The 23,387-nt window shown below is 37.9% G+C and carries 24 protein-coding genes; 12 read left to right on the top strand and 12 right to left on the bottom strand.

Annotation, left to right across the window (positions count from 1 at the left end; translation table 11 throughout):
- The first annotated feature begins 59 nt into the window (after nucleotides 1-59).
- From AAY42_RS11775 to AAY42_RS11755, 5 genes are all read left to right on the top strand, one after another.
- A complete protein-coding gene (locus AAY42_RS11775; RefSeq protein WP_055395429.1) occupies nucleotides 60-515 on the top strand; it encodes an META domain-containing protein in 456 nt (151 codons plus the stop codon).
- A gap of 53 nt (nucleotides 516-568) precedes the next feature.
- Nucleotides 569-1,642 (top strand): PA0069 family radical SAM protein, encoded by a 1,074-nt coding sequence (locus tag AAY42_RS11770; protein ID WP_055395427.1) that lies wholly within the window; start codon nucleotides 569-571, stop codon nucleotides 1,640-1,642.
- A 102-nt stretch (nucleotides 1,643-1,744) separates the two neighbouring features.
- Complete coding sequence (locus AAY42_RS11765; RefSeq protein ID WP_055395425.1) at nucleotides 1,745-2,098, top strand: YciI family protein; 354 nt, start codon at nucleotides 1,745-1,747, stop codon at nucleotides 2,096-2,098.
- A 12-nt stretch (nucleotides 2,099-2,110) separates the two neighbouring features.
- Nucleotides 2,111-2,476: a YciI family protein gene (locus tag AAY42_RS11760; protein ID WP_055395423.1), complete on the top strand. Its 366-nt coding sequence runs from the start codon at nucleotides 2,111-2,113 to the stop codon at nucleotides 2,474-2,476.
- A 42-nt stretch (nucleotides 2,477-2,518) separates the two neighbouring features.
- Nucleotides 2,519-3,772, top strand: coding sequence for an RNA polymerase sigma factor (locus AAY42_RS11755; RefSeq protein WP_055395421.1), 1,254 nt, complete (start codon nucleotides 2,519-2,521; stop codon nucleotides 3,770-3,772).
- Between the two features lie 2 nt (nucleotides 3,773-3,774).
- Here the strand turns inward: AAY42_RS11755 and AAY42_RS11750 are convergent, their stop codons facing one another.
- The 6 genes from AAY42_RS11750 to AAY42_RS11725 form a co-directional block, all read right to left on the bottom strand.
- Nucleotides 3,775-4,446 (bottom strand): hypothetical protein, encoded by a 672-nt coding sequence (locus tag AAY42_RS11750; RefSeq protein ID WP_055395419.1) that lies wholly within the window; start codon nucleotides 4,444-4,446, stop codon nucleotides 3,775-3,777.
- Nucleotides 4,447-4,456: 10 nt separating this feature from the next.
- Nucleotides 4,457-5,881, bottom strand: a complete 1,425-nt coding sequence (locus AAY42_RS11745; RefSeq protein ID WP_055395417.1) for a Gfo/Idh/MocA family protein — start codon at nucleotides 5,879-5,881, stop codon at nucleotides 4,457-4,459.
- 48 nt (nucleotides 5,882-5,929) lie between these two features.
- Complete coding sequence (locus AAY42_RS11740) at nucleotides 5,930-6,595, bottom strand: HD domain-containing protein (RefSeq protein WP_055395415.1); 666 nt, start codon at nucleotides 6,593-6,595, stop codon at nucleotides 5,930-5,932.
- On the bottom strand, nucleotides 6,592-7,329 hold the full coding sequence (locus AAY42_RS11735) for a lysophospholipid acyltransferase family protein (RefSeq protein WP_055395413.1): 738 nt from the start codon (nucleotides 7,327-7,329) through the stop codon (nucleotides 6,592-6,594). The genes AAY42_RS11740 and AAY42_RS11735 overlap by 4 nt, the downstream gene beginning before the upstream one ends.
- 2 nt (nucleotides 7,330-7,331) lie before the next feature.
- On the bottom strand, nucleotides 7,332-8,048 hold the full coding sequence (locus AAY42_RS11730) for an SDR family NAD(P)-dependent oxidoreductase (RefSeq protein WP_055395411.1): 717 nt from the start codon (nucleotides 8,046-8,048) through the stop codon (nucleotides 7,332-7,334).
- A gap of 62 nt (nucleotides 8,049-8,110) precedes the next feature.
- A complete protein-coding gene (locus AAY42_RS11725) occupies nucleotides 8,111-8,521 on the bottom strand; it encodes a BrxA/BrxB family bacilliredoxin (RefSeq protein ID WP_055395409.1) in 411 nt (136 codons plus the stop codon).
- A 124-nt stretch (nucleotides 8,522-8,645) separates the two neighbouring features.
- Here AAY42_RS11725 and AAY42_RS11720 point away from each other — a divergent pair, with 124 nt between their 5' ends.
- The 4 genes from AAY42_RS11720 to AAY42_RS11705 all read left to right on the top strand — a co-directional run bounded on the left by AAY42_RS11720 (nucleotide 8,646) and on the right by AAY42_RS11705 (nucleotide 12,143).
- Nucleotides 8,646-9,383 carry a TerB family tellurite resistance protein gene (locus AAY42_RS11720; RefSeq protein ID WP_055395408.1) on the top strand — a complete coding sequence of 246 codons (738 nt, stop codon included), beginning with the start codon at nucleotides 8,646-8,648 and terminating at the stop codon, nucleotides 9,381-9,383.
- A 9-nt stretch (nucleotides 9,384-9,392) separates the two neighbouring features.
- Nucleotides 9,393-9,977 carry a HupE/UreJ family protein gene (locus tag AAY42_RS11715; protein WP_055395405.1) on the top strand — a complete coding sequence of 195 codons (585 nt, stop codon included), beginning with the start codon at nucleotides 9,393-9,395 and terminating at the stop codon, nucleotides 9,975-9,977.
- 85 nt (nucleotides 9,978-10,062) lie between these two features.
- Entirely contained in the window at nucleotides 10,063-10,500 is a 438-nt protein-coding gene (locus tag AAY42_RS11710) for a deoxycytidylate deaminase (RefSeq protein ID WP_055395403.1), read from the top strand.
- 14 nt (nucleotides 10,501-10,514) lie between these two features.
- Complete coding sequence (locus AAY42_RS11705; RefSeq protein ID WP_055395402.1) at nucleotides 10,515-12,143, top strand: S41 family peptidase; 1,629 nt, start codon at nucleotides 10,515-10,517, stop codon at nucleotides 12,141-12,143.
- Here the strand turns inward: AAY42_RS11705 and AAY42_RS11700 are convergent.
- Entirely contained in the window at nucleotides 12,140-12,343 is a 204-nt protein-coding gene (locus AAY42_RS11700; RefSeq protein WP_055395400.1) for a hypothetical protein, read from the bottom strand. The genes AAY42_RS11705 and AAY42_RS11700 overlap by 4 nt on opposite strands.
- A 16-nt stretch (nucleotides 12,344-12,359) precedes the next feature.
- Complete coding sequence (locus AAY42_RS11695) at nucleotides 12,360-12,938, bottom strand: MarC family protein (RefSeq protein ID WP_055395397.1); 579 nt, start codon at nucleotides 12,936-12,938, stop codon at nucleotides 12,360-12,362.
- Nucleotides 12,939-13,057: 119 nt separating this feature from the next.
- Between AAY42_RS11695 and AAY42_RS11690 the strand changes: the two genes are divergently transcribed.
- Nucleotides 13,058-13,630, top strand: coding sequence for a DUF3109 family protein (locus AAY42_RS11690; RefSeq protein ID WP_055395395.1), 573 nt, complete (start codon nucleotides 13,058-13,060; stop codon nucleotides 13,628-13,630).
- On the opposite strand, the gene AAY42_RS11685 is transcribed toward AAY42_RS11690, so the two are convergent.
- Together AAY42_RS11685 and AAY42_RS11680 are read right to left on the bottom strand one after the other, a co-directional pair.
- Nucleotides 13,620-15,587, bottom strand: coding sequence for a tetratricopeptide repeat-containing sensor histidine kinase (locus tag AAY42_RS11685; protein WP_082433418.1), 1,968 nt, complete (start codon nucleotides 15,585-15,587; stop codon nucleotides 13,620-13,622). The genes AAY42_RS11690 and AAY42_RS11685 overlap by 11 nt on opposite strands.
- A gap of 15 nt (nucleotides 15,588-15,602) precedes the next feature.
- Nucleotides 15,603-16,337, bottom strand: a complete 735-nt coding sequence (locus AAY42_RS11680) for a LytR/AlgR family response regulator transcription factor (RefSeq protein ID WP_055395392.1) — start codon at nucleotides 16,335-16,337, stop codon at nucleotides 15,603-15,605.
- 892 nt (nucleotides 16,338-17,229) lie between these two features.
- Between AAY42_RS11680 and AAY42_RS11675 the strand changes: the two genes are divergently transcribed.
- Nucleotides 17,230-18,216, top strand: a complete 987-nt coding sequence (locus AAY42_RS11675; protein WP_055395390.1) for a ribonucleotide-diphosphate reductase subunit beta — start codon at nucleotides 17,230-17,232, stop codon at nucleotides 18,214-18,216.
- A 137-nt stretch (nucleotides 18,217-18,353) separates the two neighbouring features.
- A complete protein-coding gene (locus AAY42_RS11670) occupies nucleotides 18,354-20,831 on the top strand; it encodes a ribonucleoside-diphosphate reductase subunit alpha (RefSeq protein ID WP_055395388.1) in 2,478 nt (825 codons plus the stop codon).
- A 162-nt stretch (nucleotides 20,832-20,993) separates the two neighbouring features.
- Here the strand turns inward: AAY42_RS11670 and AAY42_RS11665 are convergent, their stop codons facing one another.
- Together AAY42_RS11665 and AAY42_RS11660 are read right to left on the bottom strand one after the other, a co-directional pair.
- Nucleotides 20,994-21,644 carry a gluconate 2-dehydrogenase subunit 3 family protein gene (locus AAY42_RS11665; protein ID WP_055395387.1) on the bottom strand — a complete coding sequence of 217 codons (651 nt, stop codon included), beginning with the start codon at nucleotides 21,642-21,644 and terminating at the stop codon, nucleotides 20,994-20,996.
- The gene (locus AAY42_RS11660; RefSeq protein ID WP_055395385.1) at nucleotides 21,644-23,362 is read right to left on the bottom strand and encodes a GMC oxidoreductase; all 1,719 of its coding nucleotides are present in this window, start codon (nucleotides 23,360-23,362) and stop codon (nucleotides 21,644-21,646) included. Before AAY42_RS11660 ends, AAY42_RS11665 begins: the two co-directional genes overlap by 1 nt.
- Nucleotides 23,363-23,387: the final 25 nt, after the last annotated feature.

Raw genomic sequence — 23,387 nt, 5'->3', positions numbered from 1 at the left:
ACCTTAAAATATCAAAGCAACGTTTTTCGTTTTATTGCCTCTAGAGAAAAATAACACGAATGAAGACTAGTTTTTTTAAAAAAACAGTAGCTTGTTTACTTTTTAGTTTGATTTTCAGTTGCAACAATGATTCTGAAACTATAGAGAATCAAATTATATTGGGAACATGGCATGTGGTTGCCATTCATAGTTCAAGCCCCACTGGGCTTACTTTAGGGCCCAATACCGAAGAAGTCATTTCCATTATTTTTCCACGTAATGGAGAGTTTATGGGAACAACTTCGGTAAACTCCTTTGGTGGTCGAAGTTCATCTACCGAGAATATGCTTTTCATTGAAGAAATGGTCACTACCGAAGTGGCTGATACTAGTTTTGGTCAAGCTTTTTATGATGCGTTCAACGAAAGCATAAATTCTGAAACAGGTTTTTCAGAATTTGAAATTGCGGTACAAGACGAAGATGAGCTGAACTTGGAACACAATGGCTTTAAATTTTTAACGCTACAAAGACAATAATCTTAACATTTAATATTGGATTTATTCCATAAATTTGGAATAAATCCAATAAATTGAATCACAAAGAATTTCTCAAAGGGCGTGGTGCCCAAAAAAATACCCCAAACAGGTTTCTTCAACATGTGTATGAACAACGTGAAGATTTCTTGGAGTTTTGCAGGTTGGAGGGTGAAGAAGCCGGAAACAACAAAACCGAATACATTCCCATTTTTCCAAAAACAATTGTAAATAAGGTAGATAGCCCAGATGTGGGAATGATGTTTTCCATGAACCCCTATCAGGGTTGTGAACATGGATGTATTTATTGCTATGCCCGAAATGCCCATGAATATTGGGGGTATAGTGCTGGACTTGATTTTGAGCGAAAGATTTTGGTTAAAAAATCAGCTCCCGAATTGTTGGAAGCCAAAATCAGACACAAAAATTGGAAAGCGCAGACCATTGTTATGTCGGGTAATACGGATTGCTATCAACCCGCAGAAAAGAAATTTGAAATCACCAGGAAATGTCTCGAAATCTTTCTAAAATATAGACACCCTGTCGGAATAATCACCAAAAATGCATTGATTCTTAGAGATTTGGACATTTTAAAAGAATTGACCTCCCATCAGCTGGTGGGAGTAAATATTTCGGTGACCTCTCTTTCAGAAAAGACGAGAAGAAAACTAGAACCCAGAACAGCTTCCATTCAAAAGCGATTAAAAACCATAAGAATATTATCAGAAAACAACATTCCGGTAAATGCAATGTTGGCACCTATGATACCGGGAATCAACAGCCATGAAATACTTAAGCTTGCCAAAGCTGTTTCCGATAATGGAGCATCCTCGTTTGCATTTACTGTAGTTAGATTGAATGGCGCCATTGGTCAAATTTTTACAGATTGGATAAAAAAAGCGATGCCGGATAGAGCGGAAAAGGTGCTGCACCTAATTCAGGATTGCCATGGCGGTTCTATCAACGATAGCAGATTTGGACTTCGTAATAGAGGAGAGGGTAAAGTAGCTACACAGATTCATGATATGGCAAGATTGGCTAGACTGCGTTATTTTAAGAACAAAAGTTTTCCAAAGCTTAACAAAGAGCTTCATGACCAATATAAAACTGGCCAAATGAAATTATTTTAAATAAATTTATAAAGATTGTCCAATTTGTACTTTGACCTTCGTCATAAGAACGTAAACAAAGTATAAATCAGTTTGTCATGGACGAACATAAAACTAAAACCAATGAGCAATTTTTTGTATTTATTCAGGGGAGGAGACGAAAACTTCAACCAATTGTCACAGGAAGAGAAACAAGCCCATATGCAGGTATGGGGAGAATGGATGGGTGGTCTAAAAGAAAAAGGCCATCTCTTGGATGGGCTCCCCTTGGGCGCGGATGGAAGAGTAGTGCACAATAGAGGGGAATTGGTGACCAATGGACCTTTTGCCGAAGGAGCAGAGGTAGTAGGAGGGTATTTAATTGTATCTGCAAAAGATATGGACGAAGCTGTTGAAATATCTAAAGGATGCCCAATTTTTGACTATGAAGGAAGCAATGTTGAGGTACGTGAAATCCACTCTATGGATGGGCATTAAATCAAATAATGTATGAGTAATTTTTTATATCTGTTTAGAGGCGGATATGATGACTATAACAAGTTATCCCAAGAAGAAAAGGAAGATTTGACCAAGGATTGGGAGAAATGGTTGGGACGATTAAAAGAACAGGGAAAACTTGTAGAAGGACTCCCACTCTCCCAAGAAGGCAAGGTTGTGCATATAAAAGGGGGTTTGATTACGAATGGGCCCTTTGCAGAAGGAGTGGAGGTAGTTGGAGGGTATACCATTGTAATTGCAAAAGATATTGATGAAGCAGTGGAAATATCAAAAGGGAATCCGCATTTTAACTTCGAAAATAGTATCTTGGAAATTAGAGAAATCACTTCAATGGACGTTCAGCAACCCAATAATTAATACTAAAGAGCCTGATTTTTATCAGGCTCTTTTATAAACCCTATGCAACCCAATAACCTAACCAATACTATAGACCATCTCTTCCGAAATGAATATGGAAAGGTAGTGGCGGTGCTTACCCATAAGTTTGGAATTTCAAATTTAGAACGGATTGAAGATGCTGTTCAGGATACTTTTTTAAAAGCCATGCAGGTTTGGGCTTATAAAGAGGTTCCTGACAAGCCAACGGCTTGGTTGTATAGTGTGGCCAGCAATTCACTTATAGATGTACTGCGAAAACAAAAAAAATCTTCTTTTTTAGAGGAAAACAATTTGTTGGAAAAGCATACGGATAGTTCTAATGGTGAGCTTTTGCCCGAAAATGCCATTTCTGATAGTCAACTTCAACTCATTTTTGCTTGTTGCCATCCATCCCTTTCAGAGGAGTATCAAATCATTCTAAGTTTAAAACTAATTGGTGGTTTTAGCAACAAAGAATTGGCGGAGGCCCTTTTGAAAAAGGAAGAGACGGTTGCCAAGTCCTTCACAAGGGCGAAGAAAAAGTTTAGAGAAGAGGTGCAGTTTTTACAGATTCCTGTTGAAATGGGATTGCAATCCCGCCTTTTTAAGGTGCTTCGGGTGATCTATTTATTGTTTTCAGAGGGCTATTCCGCAACCACGGGATCACAGGTGTTAAAAAGGGATATTAGTTATGAAGCCTTGCGACTCGCTCTTTTATTAAGGGAAAACAAGTATTGCAAACACCCTAATTTAGATGCTTTGATAGCATTAATCTGCTTTCACGCATCCCGTTTTGATGCACGGATTAACGAAAAAGGGGAACTGGTAACCTTGGAGTACCAAAATCGATCTAAATACAATCGGGAACTCATTAGAATTGGGATTCAACACCTCGAGAATTCAGGAACAGAAAATAGGTTGCCTTCAAACTATCATCTAGAGGCTGCGAGATCATACTACCATTGTGTGGCCGAAACATTTCTAGAAACGGATTGGAAGAGCATTTTGGAGCTTTATGACATCCAATTAAAGGCTCAATATTCGCCTATGCTGGCTTTAAACAGAATTGTGTCTTTTGAAAAGCTTCATGGATCAAAAAAGGCTCTTTTAGAACTTAATAACTTAGCAAACAGAACGGATTTTAGCAAATCAGGCTTGTATTATGCGATAAAAGCTGAGCTGCTTTTCGAACTGAAACATTCTGATTATACCGGTACCCTAAAAAAAGCAATTGAATTCACTGAAAATAAACTTGTTAGGAAGCATTTGCAAAAGAAACTGGTCCTATTTCTCTAACATTATTGGTTGTTTGATTTGGTAATTGTATATCTAAATTCAAGCTTTAGGGGTTCGTTTATGTTACTCTCTGTTCCTAGGAGGTTTTTCCAATCGGTATATGGAATGATTTTAGGTTCATATGGGATTTCCAAATAATACCGCTGGGTTTTAATTTTATTTGAACTAATGTAAAAATTTCTGTCACTCTCAAAAACAATAACAGTACTCTTTTCATAAATGTAAAAACTTCCCTCTGTTTTTTTATAGGTTAATTTACTGTTATAGCTGCCTTTAGACGACATAAATGAAAGCTTGGGGTTCTCTAGCTTTTCCGTTGTTTTAATTTGAATTGTTAGCCTATGCTCTTGTTCCTTTATTGAAGGCTCCTTAGGTATACCTGTTTGAAAATATTCAGCTGCAAGAACTGATAAAGGAAGGATTAGTGGAATAAAAAAAAGCAATTTAATCCAATACTGGGAAATATTTTTGAAAGAAAATGCATTAATGACCGTTAAGATCAGTGCAACTATAAATAAACCTAGTAGACCAAATAAAAAAGTCAGGCCACTTGCCATACCATTTCCGGCCGCATCATTACCTGTAAATTTAGTGTTGAAAAATAGGATGACTGAAACAATAAATAAGACAGTGTAAAAGGATACAGAAACTAAGACTCTTTTATTGGCAGACATATTTTAAATATTAAGTCAATTCCCAACCTTTTCGATAATCCCGTGTTACCCACTCGTTTGCCTTTTCGTAATTGGTGATTCTCATATTCTCACCATCCCAAAGTAACTTTCGCTGACCAGGGTAGGCATAAGGAGCCCAATCACCAATTTTTTTGCCTTCTTTCAATTCTTTGTATTGATATGCTTTTACAGCCAAGTTGCCCATAAGAACGGTTTCCGTTAGTGGTCCGGCTTTTGCGAAGTCAGAAGAAGTTTCGACTCCATTCATACACCCATCAACAAAATTAGCGATATGTCCATCCATACTTCCCGGAACTCTTGGATATTTGGGTGCTGGGGATTTGTAAAGATCCATCATTTCAGAGGGCAACAAACGTGCATTTCTTGAGTAGGTGTCCGTAACAATGATTCCTTTGTCACCATACATAATGGTTCCGCCACCACCATCACCAATGGTCTCGTTGTCTTTCAATTCATCGGGAAGGTTTGGCTTTATTCCCCCATCATACCAATTTAGCGCAATATCTCCGTGGTGTTCATGCTCAAACTTTAAATGGATTTTAGAAGATGGAGGGCATGAAGGACTGTAGTCGGCCTCCACAAAATCATCTACCCAAACAGTGGTGCAACTGGCTTCAGCTTCTTTTGGATAGCCTAAATTCAAAACACTAAAGGGAGTCTCCATAATGTGGCATCCCATATCCCCCAAGGCACCTGTTCCAAAATCCCACCAACCGCGCCATTTAAATGGCAAATATGCCGCATTGTAATCACGCATTGCAGCTGGACCAAGCCAAAGGTCCCAATCCAACTCCTTGGGAATTTGTTGTTTTTCTGAAGGAATGGGAACTCCTTGTGGCCACACGGGTCTATTTGTCCAACAATCAATAGTATGTATTTTTCCTATAATTCCAGATTCAACCCATTCGCGCGCAATTCTACTATCATCACTGGAAGCTCCTTGGTTGCCCATTTGCGTAACGATTCCGTTTTCTGCAGCAACTTTAGTCATCAATCTGGCCTCATGAATATTATGTGTCAAAGGTTTCTCAACATAAGCATGTTTCTTTTCACGCATAAAAGGAAGTGCAATGGTAGCATGGGTATGGTCTGGAGTTGCAACCATAACAGCATCAATGTCTTTTAAGTGTTTTTTATAGACCTTTCTAAAATCTTTATATCGTTTTACATCCGGGAAAAGTTCATAGGTTCCCTGAGCCCTGCGGTCATCAACGTCACAAAAAGCCACAAACTTTACCTTTTCGGTGGCAGCAAGCCCCTTAATTACCCCATTACCACGACCCCCAACTCCAAAAGCGGCAACATAAAGTGTATCACTTGGTGGAATATGGGTCTTTCCCAATACGTGACTTGGAACTATGGAAAAAGCGGCAGATGCCGCTGCGGTGTTTTTTAGAAACTTTCTTCTTTGCATTTTGGTTGAATTTGACGTTGCATTGAAGATACAAAAAACAACAATAGACTAGGGCAGTTGTTCCCCATTCCATTCTTTATAGAACTGGTCTAGGTAATCCAACATAAATTGATGCCGCTCTTTGGCCAGCTTTTTGCCCGTTTCTGTGTTCATTTGGTCTTTGAGTAGCAACAATTTTTCATAAAAATGGTTGATAGTCGGAGCATTTGACTTTTTGTATTCCTCTTTTGTCATCTTGGGATTAGGAGGTATGGAAGGATTGTGCAATTCCCTGTTTTTAAAACCGCCATAGTTAAAAGCTCTGGCTACACCGATTGCTCCTATGGCATCTAAACGATCTGCATCTTGCACTAACTTTAACTCTTCGGAAGAGAATGCTTTTTGGTTTTTTTCCAAACTGTTTTTAAAAGACATGTGCTGAATAATTTTTACCACATGAGCTATGGTTTTTTCATCAACCTTTATGGAATTCAGAAAATCTTGGGCAGTTTTGGGTCCTACGCTTTCATCACCGTTATGGAATTTTGGGTCGGCAATATCATGCAAGAGCGCTGCCAATTCAACCACCAGTCCATCTACCTGTTCATGTCTGGCGATTGATTTTGTGGTATTGAAAACACGTTCAATATGAAACCAATCATGGCCGCCTTCTGCATTTTTAAGGGTGTCTTTTACAAAAGTTATGGTTTTTTCAATGATTTCTGAATGCATCATTCTGTTAGGATTATACTTCCCGTAATTTGTTTTTCTACTTGAGCAATTAATTCATCCGCGTTTCCGGTATTTTCAATTGGAGGATGAACCTTAAATTTTAGATAAGCACCAATACCCATGGGGAATTTACCATATTTAAGAATCTTCCAAGAGTTGTTGATGGTTATTGGAACAAGTAAGGCAGATGGGGATTTTTTCATCAAAATTTTAAGCCCCAAGGGTTTAAAAGGTTTGGGTTTGCCGGTTCTGCTTCGGGTTCCTTCCGGAAAAATCACAGCACTTCTATTATGTTTTTCAATATATGCTCCCAACCTTCCTATTTCAAGAATGGCCTGTTTACCATCCTTTCTATCGATCAGGGCACCACCACCATGCCTAAGGTTATAGGAAACACTTGGAATACCCTTGCCCAATTCTTTTTTTGCAACAAACTTGGGATGATGTTTTCGCATGTACCAAATTATGGGAGGAATGTCGTACATGCTTTGATGATTGGTAACGATAATCAGAGGTCTGTCTGTTGGAATGTCCTGTTTGTTTTCAAATCTATATCGTGTGCCAAGAATATTGGTACACCGCATTAAAAACCAGTTAAGGATACTCACGGTTCTTTTGTGCGCATCATAACCTAAAACATTTAGACAGAACCATTGAATGGGATGAAATACAATCAAGGTAAATCCAAAAAAAATAAAAAAGAGGATAGTGAGAGGGTATGAAAGTAGTTTTTGCAAGGTTACATTCTTTTATAGAGCCAATTTGGTAAAATCTTAACAATAATAGCAATCAATCGCCACCTTTTGGTAATGTAGGCTATATCTTTTTTTCTTTTAATGGCCAGGTAGAGTTGTTTTGCCGCTTTTTTTGGCGAAGCCACCCAAAACTGTCCTTCCCCTTTTGCCATTGGGGTATCCACAAACCCAGGGCGAATATCAGTTATGGTAATTTTTAATTTTGATTTCTTTGCTTTTTGACGAAGCCCTTCCAAATAATTGATTTGGTATGCTTTGGATGCATTATAGGATGGAGCTATTCTGCTTCCACGTAACCCAGCAATGGAACTTATTGCCACTAAATGCCCATATCCCTGTTCTTGAAATAAATTAAAGGCCCATCCGATAATATTGGTAAAGGCAATGACATTTAATTGGTTTGTCCTATCCTCAATGGCGTATTCAAGGCTGTCATTTAGGTCCCCCGTACCAGAGGAAAGAACAAGAAGGTCCAATCCTCCTAAATCGGCAAGCAGTTCATTGAGGAATGTTAGTGTATTTTCTTCGGTGCAATCAAAAGTTTTTGGCACAAAGGAATTTGGGTTATTTTTTGTGAGCTCCGTTAACATAGGTTCTCGTCTACCGGTAATACCTACCAAGTAATCATTTTGAGATAAAACAAGAGCAAGTTCCTTTCCAATTCCTGAAGTAGCACCAATCACAATTACTTTTTTATCCATGACACCAAAAATAAAAAACCACCTGGATAGAGGTGGTTTTAAAACATTTTTTTAATTGAAGTTTAGCAGAACTCGTTATAGGCTTCCATTAAATTTTCAGCAATCATTTCTGCAGGTCTTCCTTCAATATGGTGTCTTTCAATCATGTGAACCAATTCCCCATCCCTGAAAAGCGCCATACTTGGCGATGATGGTGGGAAAGGCACCATATGGTTTCTTGCCGTATCAACAGCATCTGTATCAACTCCCGCAAAAACAGTAACCAAATTATTTGGTTTTTTGTTGTTCTGTAAACTTAGCTTTGCAGCTGGTCTTGCATTGGCAGCGGCACACCCACAAACAGAATTTACCACTACCAAAGTAGTTCCGTCTTGCTTAAGGGCATCTTCCACAGCTTCGCTTGTATATAACTCTTCAAACCCAGCAGAAGCTAGATCAGCTCTCATAGGTTTTACCAATTCTTCTGGATACATAGTCTCGAATTTTATTTAAACATTCAAAGATACGGCTTTTGTCGTATTTTTTCGAGGGCCTTAACATCAGTTTGGGCTTTATTTCTAGGTCAAAAGCCTATATTTGACCTTTAAATTTTTTAAGATGATTAAATGGGTAGCTGCATTTCTTGGCTATTTTATACTTCGTTTTCCAGGAGCTGTTTTGGGGTTTATTGTTGGAAGTCTGCTTGATAATCTTGGAGGCAGCAAAGGAGGCGGAAGAACTGTTTTTCGAGATTTCACGCAACAAAATGTTTCTCCGGCAGATTTTGAACTGAATTTGTTGTCTCTCTGTTCTATTATAATCAAAGCTGATGGGCAAGTAAGCCAACGGGAATTGGATTATGTGCGACAGTATTTTTTAAGCACTTATGGAAAGGAAAAAGCGAACGCAATCTTTAGAACCTTCAATGAAGTAATTAAAAAGCGGGAGGTTTCGGCACAACGTATCTGTTCTTATTTGGTGCAACGCACGCGTTACGAAGTCCGATTACAGTTGCTTCATTTTCTTTTTGGAATTGCACAGGCCGATGGTCAGGTAAGTAAGGCTGAAGTTATCAAACTCAAAGAACTTGCAGGCTACTTGCGAATTGGGCAACATGATTTTGAAAGTATTATGGCCATGTTCATCAAATCTGCTGACAATGCCTACAAAATTTTAGAGATAGAAAAAACGGTAACGGACGATGAGGTAAAAAAAGCATACCGAACCATGGCGAAAAAATATCATCCGGATAAGGTTGTCACCGAAAATGAAGCCATAAAAAAAGGGGCCGAAGAAAAGTTTAAGGAGGTACAAAAGGCCTATGAGGTTATTCAGCAGGAACGTGGAATTTCATAATAAAGAACTATGCAAGAATTTTGGTTTTATATAAAGTTAGGATTAGATCATGTGCTGGATTTTGGTGCCTATGATCATATTCTTTTTTTAGCTGCTTTGGCAGTGCCGTTCACATTCAAAAATTGGAAACAAGTGATTGTTCTGGCAACAATCTTTACATTAACCCATTGTACTTCACTGGCACTTTCTGCCTTTGATATTTTTACGGTTGATGCAGGACTCATAGAATTCTTTATCCCCGTTACCATTTTATTGACCGCGTTGTATAATTTCACTTATGTGGTTAAGGAGACAAAAATGCCCAGTATGTATCCACATGTATTGGCAACGGCTTTTTTTGGTCTTGTTCATGGCTTTGGATTCTCCAATTACTTCAAATTACTTATGGCCGAAGAGGAAGAAAAAGTGATGCCCCTAATAGCATTTGCCACAGGAATAGAATTTTCTCAGATTATTATAATTCTTTGCGTTCTTGCGTTGGCTTTTTTGGTTTTGGATATTTTTAAGGTAAAAAGGAAAATTTTTATTGCTTTGGCATCTATTTTGGTCATCTGTATTACAATACCCTTGCTAATTGCCACGTTTCCCAAGTAAGGCCTTCGTTAAATTTAATAGAATAAGATTGTAAGGGTCTTTCAAAGCAGGTATATTTATTTAAAAATCAGATATTTTCTGATGTATGAAGGAGCGTAAACAAGAGAAGTACGATAAGGCCTATTTGCGAATGGCAAAAGAATGGGGAAAACTATCCTATTGCCAAAGAAAACAGGTTGGCGCCATTATCGTAAAAGATAGAATGATTATATCTGATGGTTACAATGGAACGCCAACAGGTTTTGAAAACATTTGCGAAGATGAAGAAGGGTACACCAAGTGGTACGTTTTGCATGCCGAGGCCAATGCGATTTCAAAAGTTGCATCCTCTACCCAATCCTGTGAGGGAGCTACCTTGTACATTACGTTATCCCCATGTAGGGAATGCAGCAAGCTCATACATCAATCCGGGATAAAACGTGTAGTATATCAGAAGGCATACAAAGATGATTCTGGATTAAAATTTTTGGAACGTGCAGGTGTAATAACCCATCACCTTCCTATTTTAGAGGAAATGGTTTAACCCCACCATTTATTATGAAAAAGAAGTACAGCTATATTTTACCTACCCTAATTGCTCTTGCAGTGGCTATTGGAATTTTTATTGGAGGCAAACTCCATTTTAATGACACTCCAGAAAAACTGTTTTCTACCAATTCCAAAAAAGACAAACTAAACCGCTTGATCGATTATATCGATTACGAATACGTAGACGATATAAATACAGATAGCATTGTAGATGTTACCGTCAATAATATTCTGGGAAAGTTAGATCCCCATTCCGTCTATATTCCAAAGAGCGAGATGGAGGAAGTTTCCGAAAACATGAAAGGTGATTTTGTAGGTATTGGGGTAAGCTTCTATATGTATAAAGATACTATCACTGTAATTAGAACCATTAAAAATGGGCCTAGTTACATTAGAGGGATAAAACCTGGGGACCGAATATTAATGGCGGATAGCGACACCCTTTTTGGGAGGAGAATACCCAATAGCACCGTTGTTTCAACATTAAAGGGCAAAGAAGGGAGTAAGGTTGATTTAAAAGTGTTCCGAAAGTCGGAGAATAAGATCATGAACATTACCGTTACCCGTGATAGGGTGCCCATAAAAAGTGTTGATGCCTATTATATGCTCACCCGTGATATGGGCTATATCAAAATCAACCGTTTTGCGGAATCAACCTTTGGTGAGTTTAAAGATGCCCTTAAAAAACTTAAGCTCCGTGGAGCTGAAAAATTGGTTTTGGATTTAAGGGATAATCCTGGAGGATATTTGGGAATAGCTGAAAAATTGGCCGATGAATTTTTGGAAGATGACAAATTGATTTTATATACCAAAAATAAAAAGGGAAGGATCAAAAAAGCTTTTGCCACCAAAAAAGGCGACTTTGAAGATAAACCCGTTTATGTTCTGATCAATGAACGTTCCGCATCTGCAAGTGAAATTATTGCAGGTGCCTTGCAGGACAATGATGTGGGCACCATTATAGGAAGACGATCTTTCGGAAAAGGTCTGGTGCAGCGAGAAATGGATTTGGGAGATGGTTCTGCAGTGCGCTTAACAGTTTCTAGATATTATACCCCAACGGGTCGTTCTATCCAGAAATCATACAAAAAAGGACACCGCGATTACTACCAAACTTTTATGGAACGCTATAGTAGTGGTGAATTAATTTCTGTTGACAGTATAAAAGTGGCTGATTCGTTAAAGTTCAAGACACCAAAAGGTAAGATTGTATATGGCGGTGGTGGTATTATTCCAGATGTTTTTGTGCCTATAGGAAGTAATGAAGAAGAAGCTATTGAAAGCATGGATGATACGTACGAGTTCTTCTCCCGTTTTATTTTTGAACATTTGGAAAAGGATAGAAATCGCTATGCCGAGTTTACAAAAAACCAATTTTTGGATGAATACGGAGTGGATGATATACTGCTTGACGAATTCATTCAATTTATGCTGAACAGGAAAATAAAAATTGACTTCTACGCCCAGGAAGACAAAATAAAGGCCTATTTAAAAGCAAATATTGCTGAACAATTATTCTCACCCAACATATCGGCACAGATTAAAGGTGAACATGATACCATGTTGGAAAAAGTAAAGGAATTGGATGCAGCAATTTTTAAGCAATCCGAAATAGGAGTATTGGATTTGGAAAATTAATCCTCCTTCAATTTTTTGTCAATCTTTTTTGAAGTCATAAAAATGAGCAGCAATACTATTGCACACAATGAAGCTACAATACCTATTAAAGCAATAGTGCTATCCCCTTGAAAAGGATTCTCAAAATCCACTAAAGTTACATTATAGGCAACCAGTGCCAGTGCCAATAGAATTAGAATAATACTAAACGTCTTGTTCATACCTAAGAAAAGTTTATCAGTTCATCCATAACTGATTGATATTTGTAGCGAATAGTTTTACAGCTATCGCCAATAGGATAACCCCAAACACCTTGCGAATAACACTAAGGCCATTCTTGCCCAAAATCCGTTCTATTTTAGAGCTGGATTTTAGAACAAGATAAACAAAGATAATATTAATGATAATGGCCACTACAATGTTTTCCACATGATATTCGGCGCGTAAAGCTAAAATGGACGTCAAGGTACCAGCACCCGCAATAAGTGGAAAAGCGATAGGGACAACAGAGGCACTTTCTGGCTGGTCATCCTTAAAAAGAGTAATGCCCAACACCATTTCCAGAGCTAGGAAAAAAATGACAAATGCTCCCGCTACGGCAAAAGAGTTTACATCTATCCCGATCAAATTCAAGATTCGTTCCCCCACAAAAAGAAAAGCCACCATAATACATGCAGCAACAATTGAAGCTTTTTCAGATTGAATATGCCCCACTTTATTCCGTAATGAGATAACAATGGGAACACTTCCCAAAATATCTATAACAGCAAAAAGAACCATACTTGCTGTCACTATCTCCTTAAAACTAAAATTCATCACGTTTCTATTTGACAGGCAAATTTACGTCTAAAAAGAGCTTTTGGATTACATTAATGGGTTTAGTTCGCATCATTTTTTGGTTTTGAATTAACTTTGTTCAAAAAGCAGGGATTAGCATGTTCCAAATAGGAAAGACCATAGTTTCTGAAGAGATTATTCAAAACGACTTTGTTTGTAATTTAAGTGCATGCAAGGGGGCCTGTTGTGTAGATGGTCATTATGGTGCACCTTTAGAAGATTCGGAGACGGAGATATTGGTCGATATTTTTAAAGAAGTAAAGCCATATTTGCGACCTGAAGGAGTAGCCGCTATTATGGAGCAAGGTGCTTTTGTAAAAGGGGAAGATGGGGAATGGGAAACTCCTTTAGTGAACGAAAGTGAATGTGCTTATGTGATTTTTTCCACTGATGGAATTGCCAAATGTGGTTTAGAGGAGGCCTATAACAACGGTGCGACCAAATGGAAGAAACCAGTTTCATGCCATTTGTATCCGGTAAGAACCCGAGAGTATTCAGAATTTACGGCTGTGAACTACCATAAATGGGAAATTTGTGACCCAGCATGCAGTTTGGGAGAAGAACTAAAAGTGCCGGTATATAAATTTGTAAAGGAGGCTCTGATCAGAAAATTTGGAAAAGCTTGGTATAAAGAATTGGAAGAAGTGGCCTTAGAAAATTCTAAACAGTAGGTACATCAAGAATAACTTTAGTTCCTTTTGGATTTCCTTTGTCATCGAATAAGTCAACAATATCTACCACAAAATTATTTTGATAGTCCTTTGAAAAGTTTGCGAAACGTTCCTTGGTAATGCGGATGCCAACAGACTTTCTTTTTAACACCCTATTTTCTTTATTGGTTTGCGCGGCCCCGCGCCCAACACCATTATCTATAATTTCTATTGATATAAAGCCTTGCTTTTTCTTTTTTATATTTAATTGAATGATTTTTTTACCTTCTTTTGGTGAAAGGCCATGCCAAAGGGAATTTTCCAAAAATGGCTGTAAGGCAAGAGAAGGCACTTTTATGTTATCAATGTTTATGTCGTCATCTACCGAAATTTTAAAATCTATTTCATTGGAGAATCTTATGTTCTCAATGTTCATATAAAGTTCTACGGTCTCCAATTCTTCCGCTAGGGAAATTTCCTTTAATGATGAAGCTTCTAAAATTTTACGAATCAACTTTGAGAATTTGTTCAAATAATGAACTGCATTTTTTTGCTCATTATTGATGATATATAATTTTATGGAATTCAGGGAGTTGAACAAAAAATGAGGGTTCATTTGGCTGCGTAGCATGTTTTGTTCCAATGAAAGAACCCGTTTCTCATTATTACTTTGATATTGACGATAAAGGATATAGAGTATAGAGGAAATCAACCCAACTATAAGAGCACTTACAAGTAAGGTGGTCTGGTTCTTTCTTAGTCGTAAACGTACAATCTCATTTTCTTTTGCCAGCACCGAAATCTGATTATTTTTCTTATCAGCTTCATACCGGACAATAATGTCGTTCATGTACCTTACATTGGTCGCACTTGTAATTTCATTCTCATATTCATCTGCCTTTTTGTAATATTCATAGGCCTCTTTGTAGTTCCCCCTTTCCTTTTCGTAATCCGAAAGTTTTTGGTAGCCGTACAAAATGTTGCTGGGCATGTTGCGATTTTTGGACATCTCCAACCCATCCATTATAAATTTGCCCGCCTTGTCAAAATTTCCAAGTTTGGTATGGGCCCATCCGGTATTTATATAGATCGAGGCAGTAATGAAAAAATCGCCAATTGATTTTGATTGTTCATGAAGTGGCTCCAATAATACAAGGGCAGCATAGGGCATATCTTGTTTAAGATAGATTTGGGCAAGGCTGTTTTTACAAATAACACGACCAAAGTCAGAATTGATTTCTTCGTTATAGGCCAAAGACTTTCTATAGTTCTCAAGCGCACCTTCCAAATCTCCTTTTTTCTCAAGACAGTCACCAATATTTTGATGATTAATGGCCAAACCCAATTTATTATCCAGTTCCGTTTCAAACTTAAGGGCTCTTTTAAACTGAACGATTGCTAAATCATACTGTTCCAAGGCTTGATATAGATTTCCAATACTGTTCAGGGAAACATTTATACTCCTTTTTATATGGTGTGAAGGGTTCTCAACTTCTTCGGCCAGCTCCAAAGCTTTTTGATTATAGTCCAATGCAGTTTTAATGGCATCGGTTCGTCTATAAACAACACCTAGCATGTTTAGGCTTAAAACCTTTAATTCGGTATTATTTATCTTTTCAGAGAGCTCTAATGCTTGTTGGTGAAGGTCCACCGCTTTTTTATACTGGGATATGTTCCTGTATTTTGTGCCGATTTGATCTAGGGCATACGCCTGTCCTTCCAAATAATTTTCCTTTTCACATAAATTGGCAAAATACCGTAATAGCGTTGTGTCCCTCTTTTCAGATTTCAACTCGGTATCCAGTGTCAAGTATGTTTTAGGACGCATTTGCACCAGTCTTTCCGCTTTTTCCTTAAAAGTTGTTGGAATTTCTTGACCAAAAGAAGGAAATAGAGCCAAGAAGAAAGAAAAGAACAGTAGGATGTCTTTTATTTGCCGATTTGGATTTTTACTTTTTGTTTCTTGTATTTTATACACAGGTGTTTTGGGAAGTTACAGCATATCCAAAAAATCGGATTTTTTTTGCCGGGAGACAGGAATCTTGTGGTTGGATTCTAAAACCACATAACCGTCAGTTTTGAGAAATTCTTTTATCTTATTAAGGTTGATAATATATGAATTGTGAATTCTGAAAAAGCTGCTTTCCGGTAATAGGGTGTTTACCTCCTTTAGCTTCTTTGTAAGTAAAATCTTTTGGCCATCACTTAAAAAAATTGTACTGTAATTACCATCAGATTCTGCATAGAGAATATCGTCACTGTTCAAGAACAACAATTTGCCATCTGTATTTATCGTGATTTTTTTACTATGGGAATCCGCGTTGAAATTCAATAGAATTTTTTCTAATTTTTCAACGGTCAAATTTTTGGTATTATGCTTTTTTATTTTTGAAATGGTTACCTGAAGATCGTCCGTATCAATGGGTTTCAGCAAATAGTCAATAGCCTCATTTTTCAAGGCCTGCAAAGCGTATTGATTGTAAGCCGTAGTAATGACAACGGGGAAGTCTTTATTTTTCAGATTTTTTATAAACTGAAAACCGTCCATTGCGGGCATTTCAATATCCAAAAAAAGACAATCTGGAGTATTGCGTTCAAGATAGTCCAGAGCCTCATGGGCATCGGTAAAAGATGCAATTATATCCACTTCGTCACTTAAATTGGTCAATTCCCAACTTAAGCTCTGCAGGGCTTTTACCTCGTCATCAACAATAACCGCTTCTAACATGCTTTTATAGAATATAAATCAAATTTAGGATTATTCCGTTTAGATTTTTAAAAATATGTGTTAATGGACGTTTTACACTTATAACTGGTTAAAATTGGTCGGCAAAAGGAAGACTATAAAATTTTCTACAAGAGAATACATTTTTCAACAATCAGCAAAACTGTTAAACATCAAAAACCAATTATACACAAAAACCAACCGTTCATACATGCTGCGCTTGAACGTGGCTTTTAGTTTAATACCTTGGCCTTGTCAAAAATTAGAGACAACTTAAAACTAAATCAAAATGAGAAAATGCATTGTGTTATTCGTGATTTTGATATTTGCTCTAATATACGCTGCTACATTAGAGAGTAAGGATTTAAAAATACAGTCAAACTGGGAGAAAGTAGCAAATACGGACTAACAAGCTCCCACAATAAAAGTTCATATACATTACCAATTTAAATGTACGGCCATAGCAACCAACCTCTTCTATTAAGAACTGCTTGCAAAAAAAATTTTTCGGTTGAGCTGGGGTTTCAAAGTTTGGTTTTAGGTTTCGGGGGAACTACCTAAGATTAAAATTGTATTCCACAGTTAAACTGGAAATGGCCGTGCTTTTGGTAGTGTAACATCAATAAAATTAACCAAAAGGCCAAAAAGTGTACCGAGATATACTTTTTGGTCTTTTTTTATTGTTTAATCCTAACCAAAAATCTTATTCAACAATTGTATTTCCAAAAAGCCAAGTAACATCACTTGTGAACCTAGATTTCAACATGTTGTGTTAAAAACTTTGCTGCCCTTTTAGTAAAACAAACTTTACAATCTGATCACATTTTTGAATCTTTGTTGGCTCTGTTCACAAGGAAATTTCCTTCCGGATAATAAACTTTTTTAAGAATAAACTATGTCAGCAACTGTAGAACCTATATTACAAGAAAACGAAGATAGATTTGTGATTTTTCCCATTAAACATCATGATCTTTGGGAATGGTACAAGAAATGTGAAGCTTGTTTTTGGACTGCAGAAGAAATAGATCTTCATGAGGATTTGACGGACTGGAACAATAAATTAAATGACGATGAGCGTTATTTTATAAAACACATACTCGCTTTTTTTGCTGCATCTGATGGTATTGTAAACGAGAATTTGGCAGAGAATTTTGTAAGTGAAGTTCAATACGCGGAAGCAAAGTTTTTCTACGGATTTCAGATTATGATGGAGAACATCCATTCAGAAACCTATTCTTTGCTTATTGATACTTACGTTAAAGATGAAAAGGAAAAAAACATCCTTTTCAAGGCGATAGAAAACTTTCCTGCAATAAAAAAGAAGGCAGATTGGGCCTTAAACTGGATTGAATCTCCAAGTTTTGCGGAAAGATTAATTGCATTTGCCGCTGTTGAGGGAATTTTCTTTTCAGGTGCCTTCTGCTCCATTTTCTGGTTAAAGAAAAGGGGGCTAATGCCAGGACTTACATTTTCCAACGAGTTAATTTCTAGAGATGAAGGAATGCACTGTGACTATGCGGTTCATTTACATAACAAACACTTGATCAACAAAGTGCCAAAAGAGCGGATTACTGCGATTTTGACTGACGCTCTTGATATTGAAAGAGAATTTATTACCGAGTCGCTTCCAGCAAGTCTTATTGGAATGAACTCAAAACTAATGACACAGTACCTAGAGTTTGTAACGGATAGGTTATTGGTAGAATTAGAATGCGAGAAAGTATATAATGCCACCAACCCATTTGATTTCATGGATATGATTTCACTTCAGGGTAAAACAAATTTCTTTGAAAAGCGCGTGTCTGAATATCAAAAGGCAGGTGTTCTCAACAAAGAAAAAGATGAAGATGCACAAAAAATCAGTTTCGACGCTGATTTTTAAATTGACCAACCTTTAAGAAAGCACTACCCCCTAGTGTTTTCATGACCTTAACCTAAGTGCGATGGAATTTTTCCAGCGCCGCTAAATGTATGCTGGGATAACCAACAAACGTATCATATAAAAAGAATAGTAGCCACATGTATGTAGTAAAAAGAGACGGAAGAAAAGAGCTGATCATGTTTGACAAGATCACGGCCAGAGTAAGAAAATTATGTTATGGTCTTAACGGATTGGTAGATCCACTAAAAGTTGCTATGCGTGTCATAGAAGGACTTTATGATGGTGTCACCACATCTGAGTTGGATAATTTGGCAGCAGAGATTGCCGCTACCATGACAACTACACATCCAGATTATGCGAAATTGGCAGCTCGTATTTCAGTTTCGAACCTACACAAAAACACTAAAAAATCCTTCTCGGAAACCATGAAGGATTTGTACGAATACGTAAACCCTAGAACAGGTAAAAAGGCACCACTATTATCTGATGAGGTGTATGAGGTAATTTCCAAGAATTCAGAAAAACTGGATTCAACCATTATTTATAACCGTGATTTTGGCTACGATTATTTCGGTTTTAAAACTTTGGAACGTTCATACCTATTAAAATTGAACGGAAATATTGCAGAGCGACCACAACACATGTTGATGCGTGTATCCATAGGAATCCATTTGAACGATTTGGATTCAGCCATAGAAACATATGAGTTGATGTCAAAAAAGTACTTCACTCATGCTACACCTACCTTGTTCAATTCCGGCACACCCAAACCACAGATGTCCTCTTGCTTTCTTTTGGCAATGAAAGATGACAGTATAGATGGTATTTACGATACGTTGAAGCAAACCGCAAAAATTTCGCAATCTGCAGGTGGGATCGGTCTTTCTATCCATAATGTAAGAGCTACGGGATCCTACATCGCCGGTACCAATGGTACATCTAACGGAATTGTTCCGATGCTTCAAGTATTTAATGATACGGCCAGGTATGTGGATCAAGGAGGAGGAAAACGTAAAGGAAGTTTTGCAATCTATATGGAGCCGTGGCATGCGGATATCTATGAGTTTCTCGATTTGAAAAAGAATCATGGAAAAGAAGAAATGCGTGCACGGGATTTGTTCTATGCCATGTGGATTTCTGACCTTTTCATGAAAAGAGTAGAAGCAAATGAAGAATGGACATTAATGTGTCCTAACGAGTGCCCAGGACTTTTTACGCATCACAGTGAGGAGTTTGAAGAACTATACTTAAAATACGAAGCGGAAGGAAAAGGTCGTAAAACGGTACGAGCACGTGAACTTTGGGAAAAAATATTAGAATCTCAAATTGAAACGGGCACACCTTATATGTTGTACAAGGATGCTGCTAACCGCAAGAGCAACCAGAAGAATTTAGGGACTATCCGCTCTTCTAACCTTTGTACGGAGATTTTGGAATATACCTCACCAGATGAGGTGGCGGTATGTAATTTGGCTTCTATCGCATTGCCCATGTTTATAAAAAATGGGGAGTTTGACCATAAAGAATTGTTCAAGGTTACAAAAAGAGTTACCAAGAACTTGAATATGGTAATCGATAGAAATTACTACCCGGTCAAAGAAGCTGAAAATTCCAATATGCGTCATAGACCTATTGGTCTTGGAGTACAGGGCTTGGCAGATGCATTTATAATGTTGCGTTTACCATTTACCAGCGATGAAGCTAAAAAACTGAATCAAGAGATATTTGAAACCCTATATTTTGCTGCAGTAACGGCTTCTATGGAGCAAGCAAAAGTGGATGGGCCATACTCATCATACAAAGGCTCTCCAATTGAGCAAGGAGAGTTTCAACATAATCTTTGGGGAATTAAGGACGAAGAACTTTCTGGACGTTGGGATTGGGCTAAATTGAGAAAAGACGTTAAGAAAAATGGTGTTCGCAACTCCTTGTTGGTGGCGCCAATGCCAACAGCATCCACTTCTCAAATACTGGGCAATAATGAGTGCTTTGAACCGTATACCTCTAACATTTATACCCGAAGAGTACTTTCAGGAGAGTTTATTGTAGTAAATAAGCACCTTTTGGAAGACTTGGTGAATTTAGGTCTTTGGAACGAAAATATGAAGCAAGAATTGATGCGTGCCAACGGATCTATTCAGCATATAGAAACCATTCCACAAGATATTAGAGAATTGTACAAGACGGTTTGGGAGCTTAGCATGAAGGATATCATTGATATGAGTAGACAGCGTGGATACTTCATAGACCAAAGTCAATCCTTGAACCTGTTTATGGAAAATGCAAATTATTCCAAGCTGACCTCTATGCACTTTTATGCTTGGAAAAGTGGACTTAAAACAGGAATGTACTACTTGAGGACCAAAGCAGCGGTAGATGCCATTAAATTTACTTTGGACAATACCAAGAAAAAAGAAGTTCCTGTTAGTGTGGCTGCAGAAGCAGAAGTTGTTGCTGCAACACCACAGGCCGCAGAAGCAATTAAGGTAGATACTACTCCAGTAAGCCAACAGGAAGTGGATATACAACCAATGAGCGCAGAAGAAATGAAAGAAATGATTGCACGAGCTAAAGAAGGCCAAGCGGACGATGACTGCTTGATGTGCGGATCATAGTTTATACTGAACTTATCAGTATGTGATAGTGTTTATTGAACAAATGCCTCGGAAAAGTTCACCCCACGTAGAACAACTTCCGGGGTGTTTTTTTGAATAACAGATACTTGAAAAATAAAAAAGCCCGTTTTAAAACGGGCTTTTTTATAAATTGTTTTTTAGTTACAACGACCAAGCTCTACCTTGGGTTAATTTTTGCTCATCTTCACAAGCAATGTATTCCCCTGGAACAGGGAGATATGCTAAAACTTCTTCACCAACATATTCAGAGGTCTTGTAGGACCAGATAGAAATGTCACGTAACGAATTTGCAAAACTATAACAGGAAATCTCATCATCCAGTTGAGCACCTCCAGTTTCTTCAACAGCTTTAAAATAAGCTTCTAAAGCTTTCTCATGAGTTTCTTCAACCTCATCTGTTCTTTTCTTGAGATATGTGGCAAAAATTGGTTCTAAATCTTCTTCATCCAACTCTGACATTGTTTCTTTTTCGGCTGAAGCCAAAACTTTACCCACAAATTTGCCCATGCCCATTTTTAGAAAATCTTGATGCTCCTTCGGCAAAACCTCATTGGCAAATTTGTCTATGAAAACATGCACATTTACTTCTGTGGCGGATGGAGTATCAGTTTTTGGCAATAAGATGTCCAGAAGGGTATGTAAAACTGTTCCTTCCTCCTTGGTGAAAAAATCTGGAGTCCAGTCCAATACTTTCTTGCTATTACAACTCTGTACTATCCCTAAAAGGGTAGGGGCAGCAACAGTATAGCCAAAGGCAAGCCCCATATTTTTTAAAGCAACTCTTCTTTCCATTATATGTTTCCTTTTTTAAGTTCTTCCACTGCATGATTGGCAGCTCTTGCAGTAAATGCCATATAAGTTAATGATGGATTTACACAACTTGCAGATGTCATAAAAGCACCATCAGTAACGTAAACATTTTTAACTGTATGAACTTGATTGTTTCCATTTACAACAGAAGTTTTTGGATCTCTACCCATTCGTGCGGTTCCCATTTCATGGATTCCAAGACCTAATGCATACTCTTCATCATAAGTTTCAACATCCCGAACTCCTGATTTTTCAAGCATGGCAGCAGCCTGCTCCTGCATGTCTTTGCGCATGTTTAACTCATTTTCCTTTATCTCGGCATCAAACGTGACTGTTGGCAGACCCCATTGGTCCTTTTTATCATAATCTAGGCTCATTTTATTTTCGTGATATGGCAAAATTTCACCAAACCCATTGATACCCATTTGCCACCCTCCTGTATTTAGAATAGCATCTTTAAGTTCTTTTCCGTGGGAAACCTCAGCTACTATATCTTCATAGTTGCCCCTGCTTGCCCCACCTTGGTAACCGTAACCGCGAATAAAATCCTTCATGTCACTATTTCCTCCCAAATTGCGGAAACGGGGAATGTATACCCCGTTCGGTTTCCTTCCTTTATAGTATTTATCGGTAAATCCATCCATTTTACCTCTGGCTCCTGCTTTAAAGTGATGGTCCATAATATTGTGGCCGAGCTCTCCAGAATCATTGCCCATGCCATTTTCGAACCTATCCGATTTAGATTGCATTAAGATTGAAGTGGATGCTACAGCAGAGGCGCATAGGAAAATCACCTTTGCCTTAAACTCATAAACTTCCTTGGTAACCCGATCTATAACTTTGACTCCAGTGGCTTTTTTTGTATCTGGATCATATATTACCTCATGTACAATGGAATCTGGTCTGAGGGTCATGTTTCCAGTACGTTCAGCAGCTGGTAAGGTAGATGAGTTACTACTGAAATATGCGCCAAAAGGACATCCTCTTATACACCTATTTCTAAACTTACAAGAACTACGGTTCAGACCTTCAAACTTTTTATCACTATTTATATGGGCTACTCTGCCGGCAGTTATTACACGTCCGTCAAAATGGTCGGCAACGCGTTCACGAACATGCTGTTCCACACAGTTCAACTCCATCATGGGCTCAAATTTCCCATCAGGAAGCTGGGGTAAATTCAATAATTCACCAGTAACACCAATATAACTTTCAACCTTATCATACCATGGAGCAATATCTTTATAGCGAACGGGCCAATCTACAGCAACTCCGTCTTTCTTATTGGCTTCAAAATCCATAGGACTCCATCGGTAACTATGGCGGCCCCACAATAAAGATCTTCCACCTACGTGATATCCTCGCATCCAATCAAAACGTTTGGTCTCATTATAAGGATGGTCTATATCGTCCACAAACCAAAAATGATGTGGTGCTTTTACTGTATATCCTGTTCTATTTTGTTTTTCTTGTCGCGCAATTTTATCTGGAGACAACTCACCATTGTTTGGAAAATCCCAAGGGTCTAGATTTGCTGTAGGATAATCTGTGATGTGATTAACCATACGACCACGTTCCAAAACCAATGTTTTAAGACCATTTTCGCATAGTTCTTTGGCAGCCCAACCACCACTAATGCCTGTTCCTACTACAATAGCATCATATGATTCCTGCTCTTCGTTGTAATAAAATTTACTCATTTAAAAGGATTGTTTATTTCATAAA

Source organism: Flagellimonas eckloniae, assembly GCF_001413955.1.
Classification (GTDB): Bacteria; Bacteroidota; Bacteroidia; order Flavobacteriales; family Flavobacteriaceae; genus Flagellimonas; species Flagellimonas eckloniae.
The sequence above is the reverse complement of the archived record's forward strand: the minus strand, read 5'-3'. Positions and strand labels throughout refer to the sequence as shown.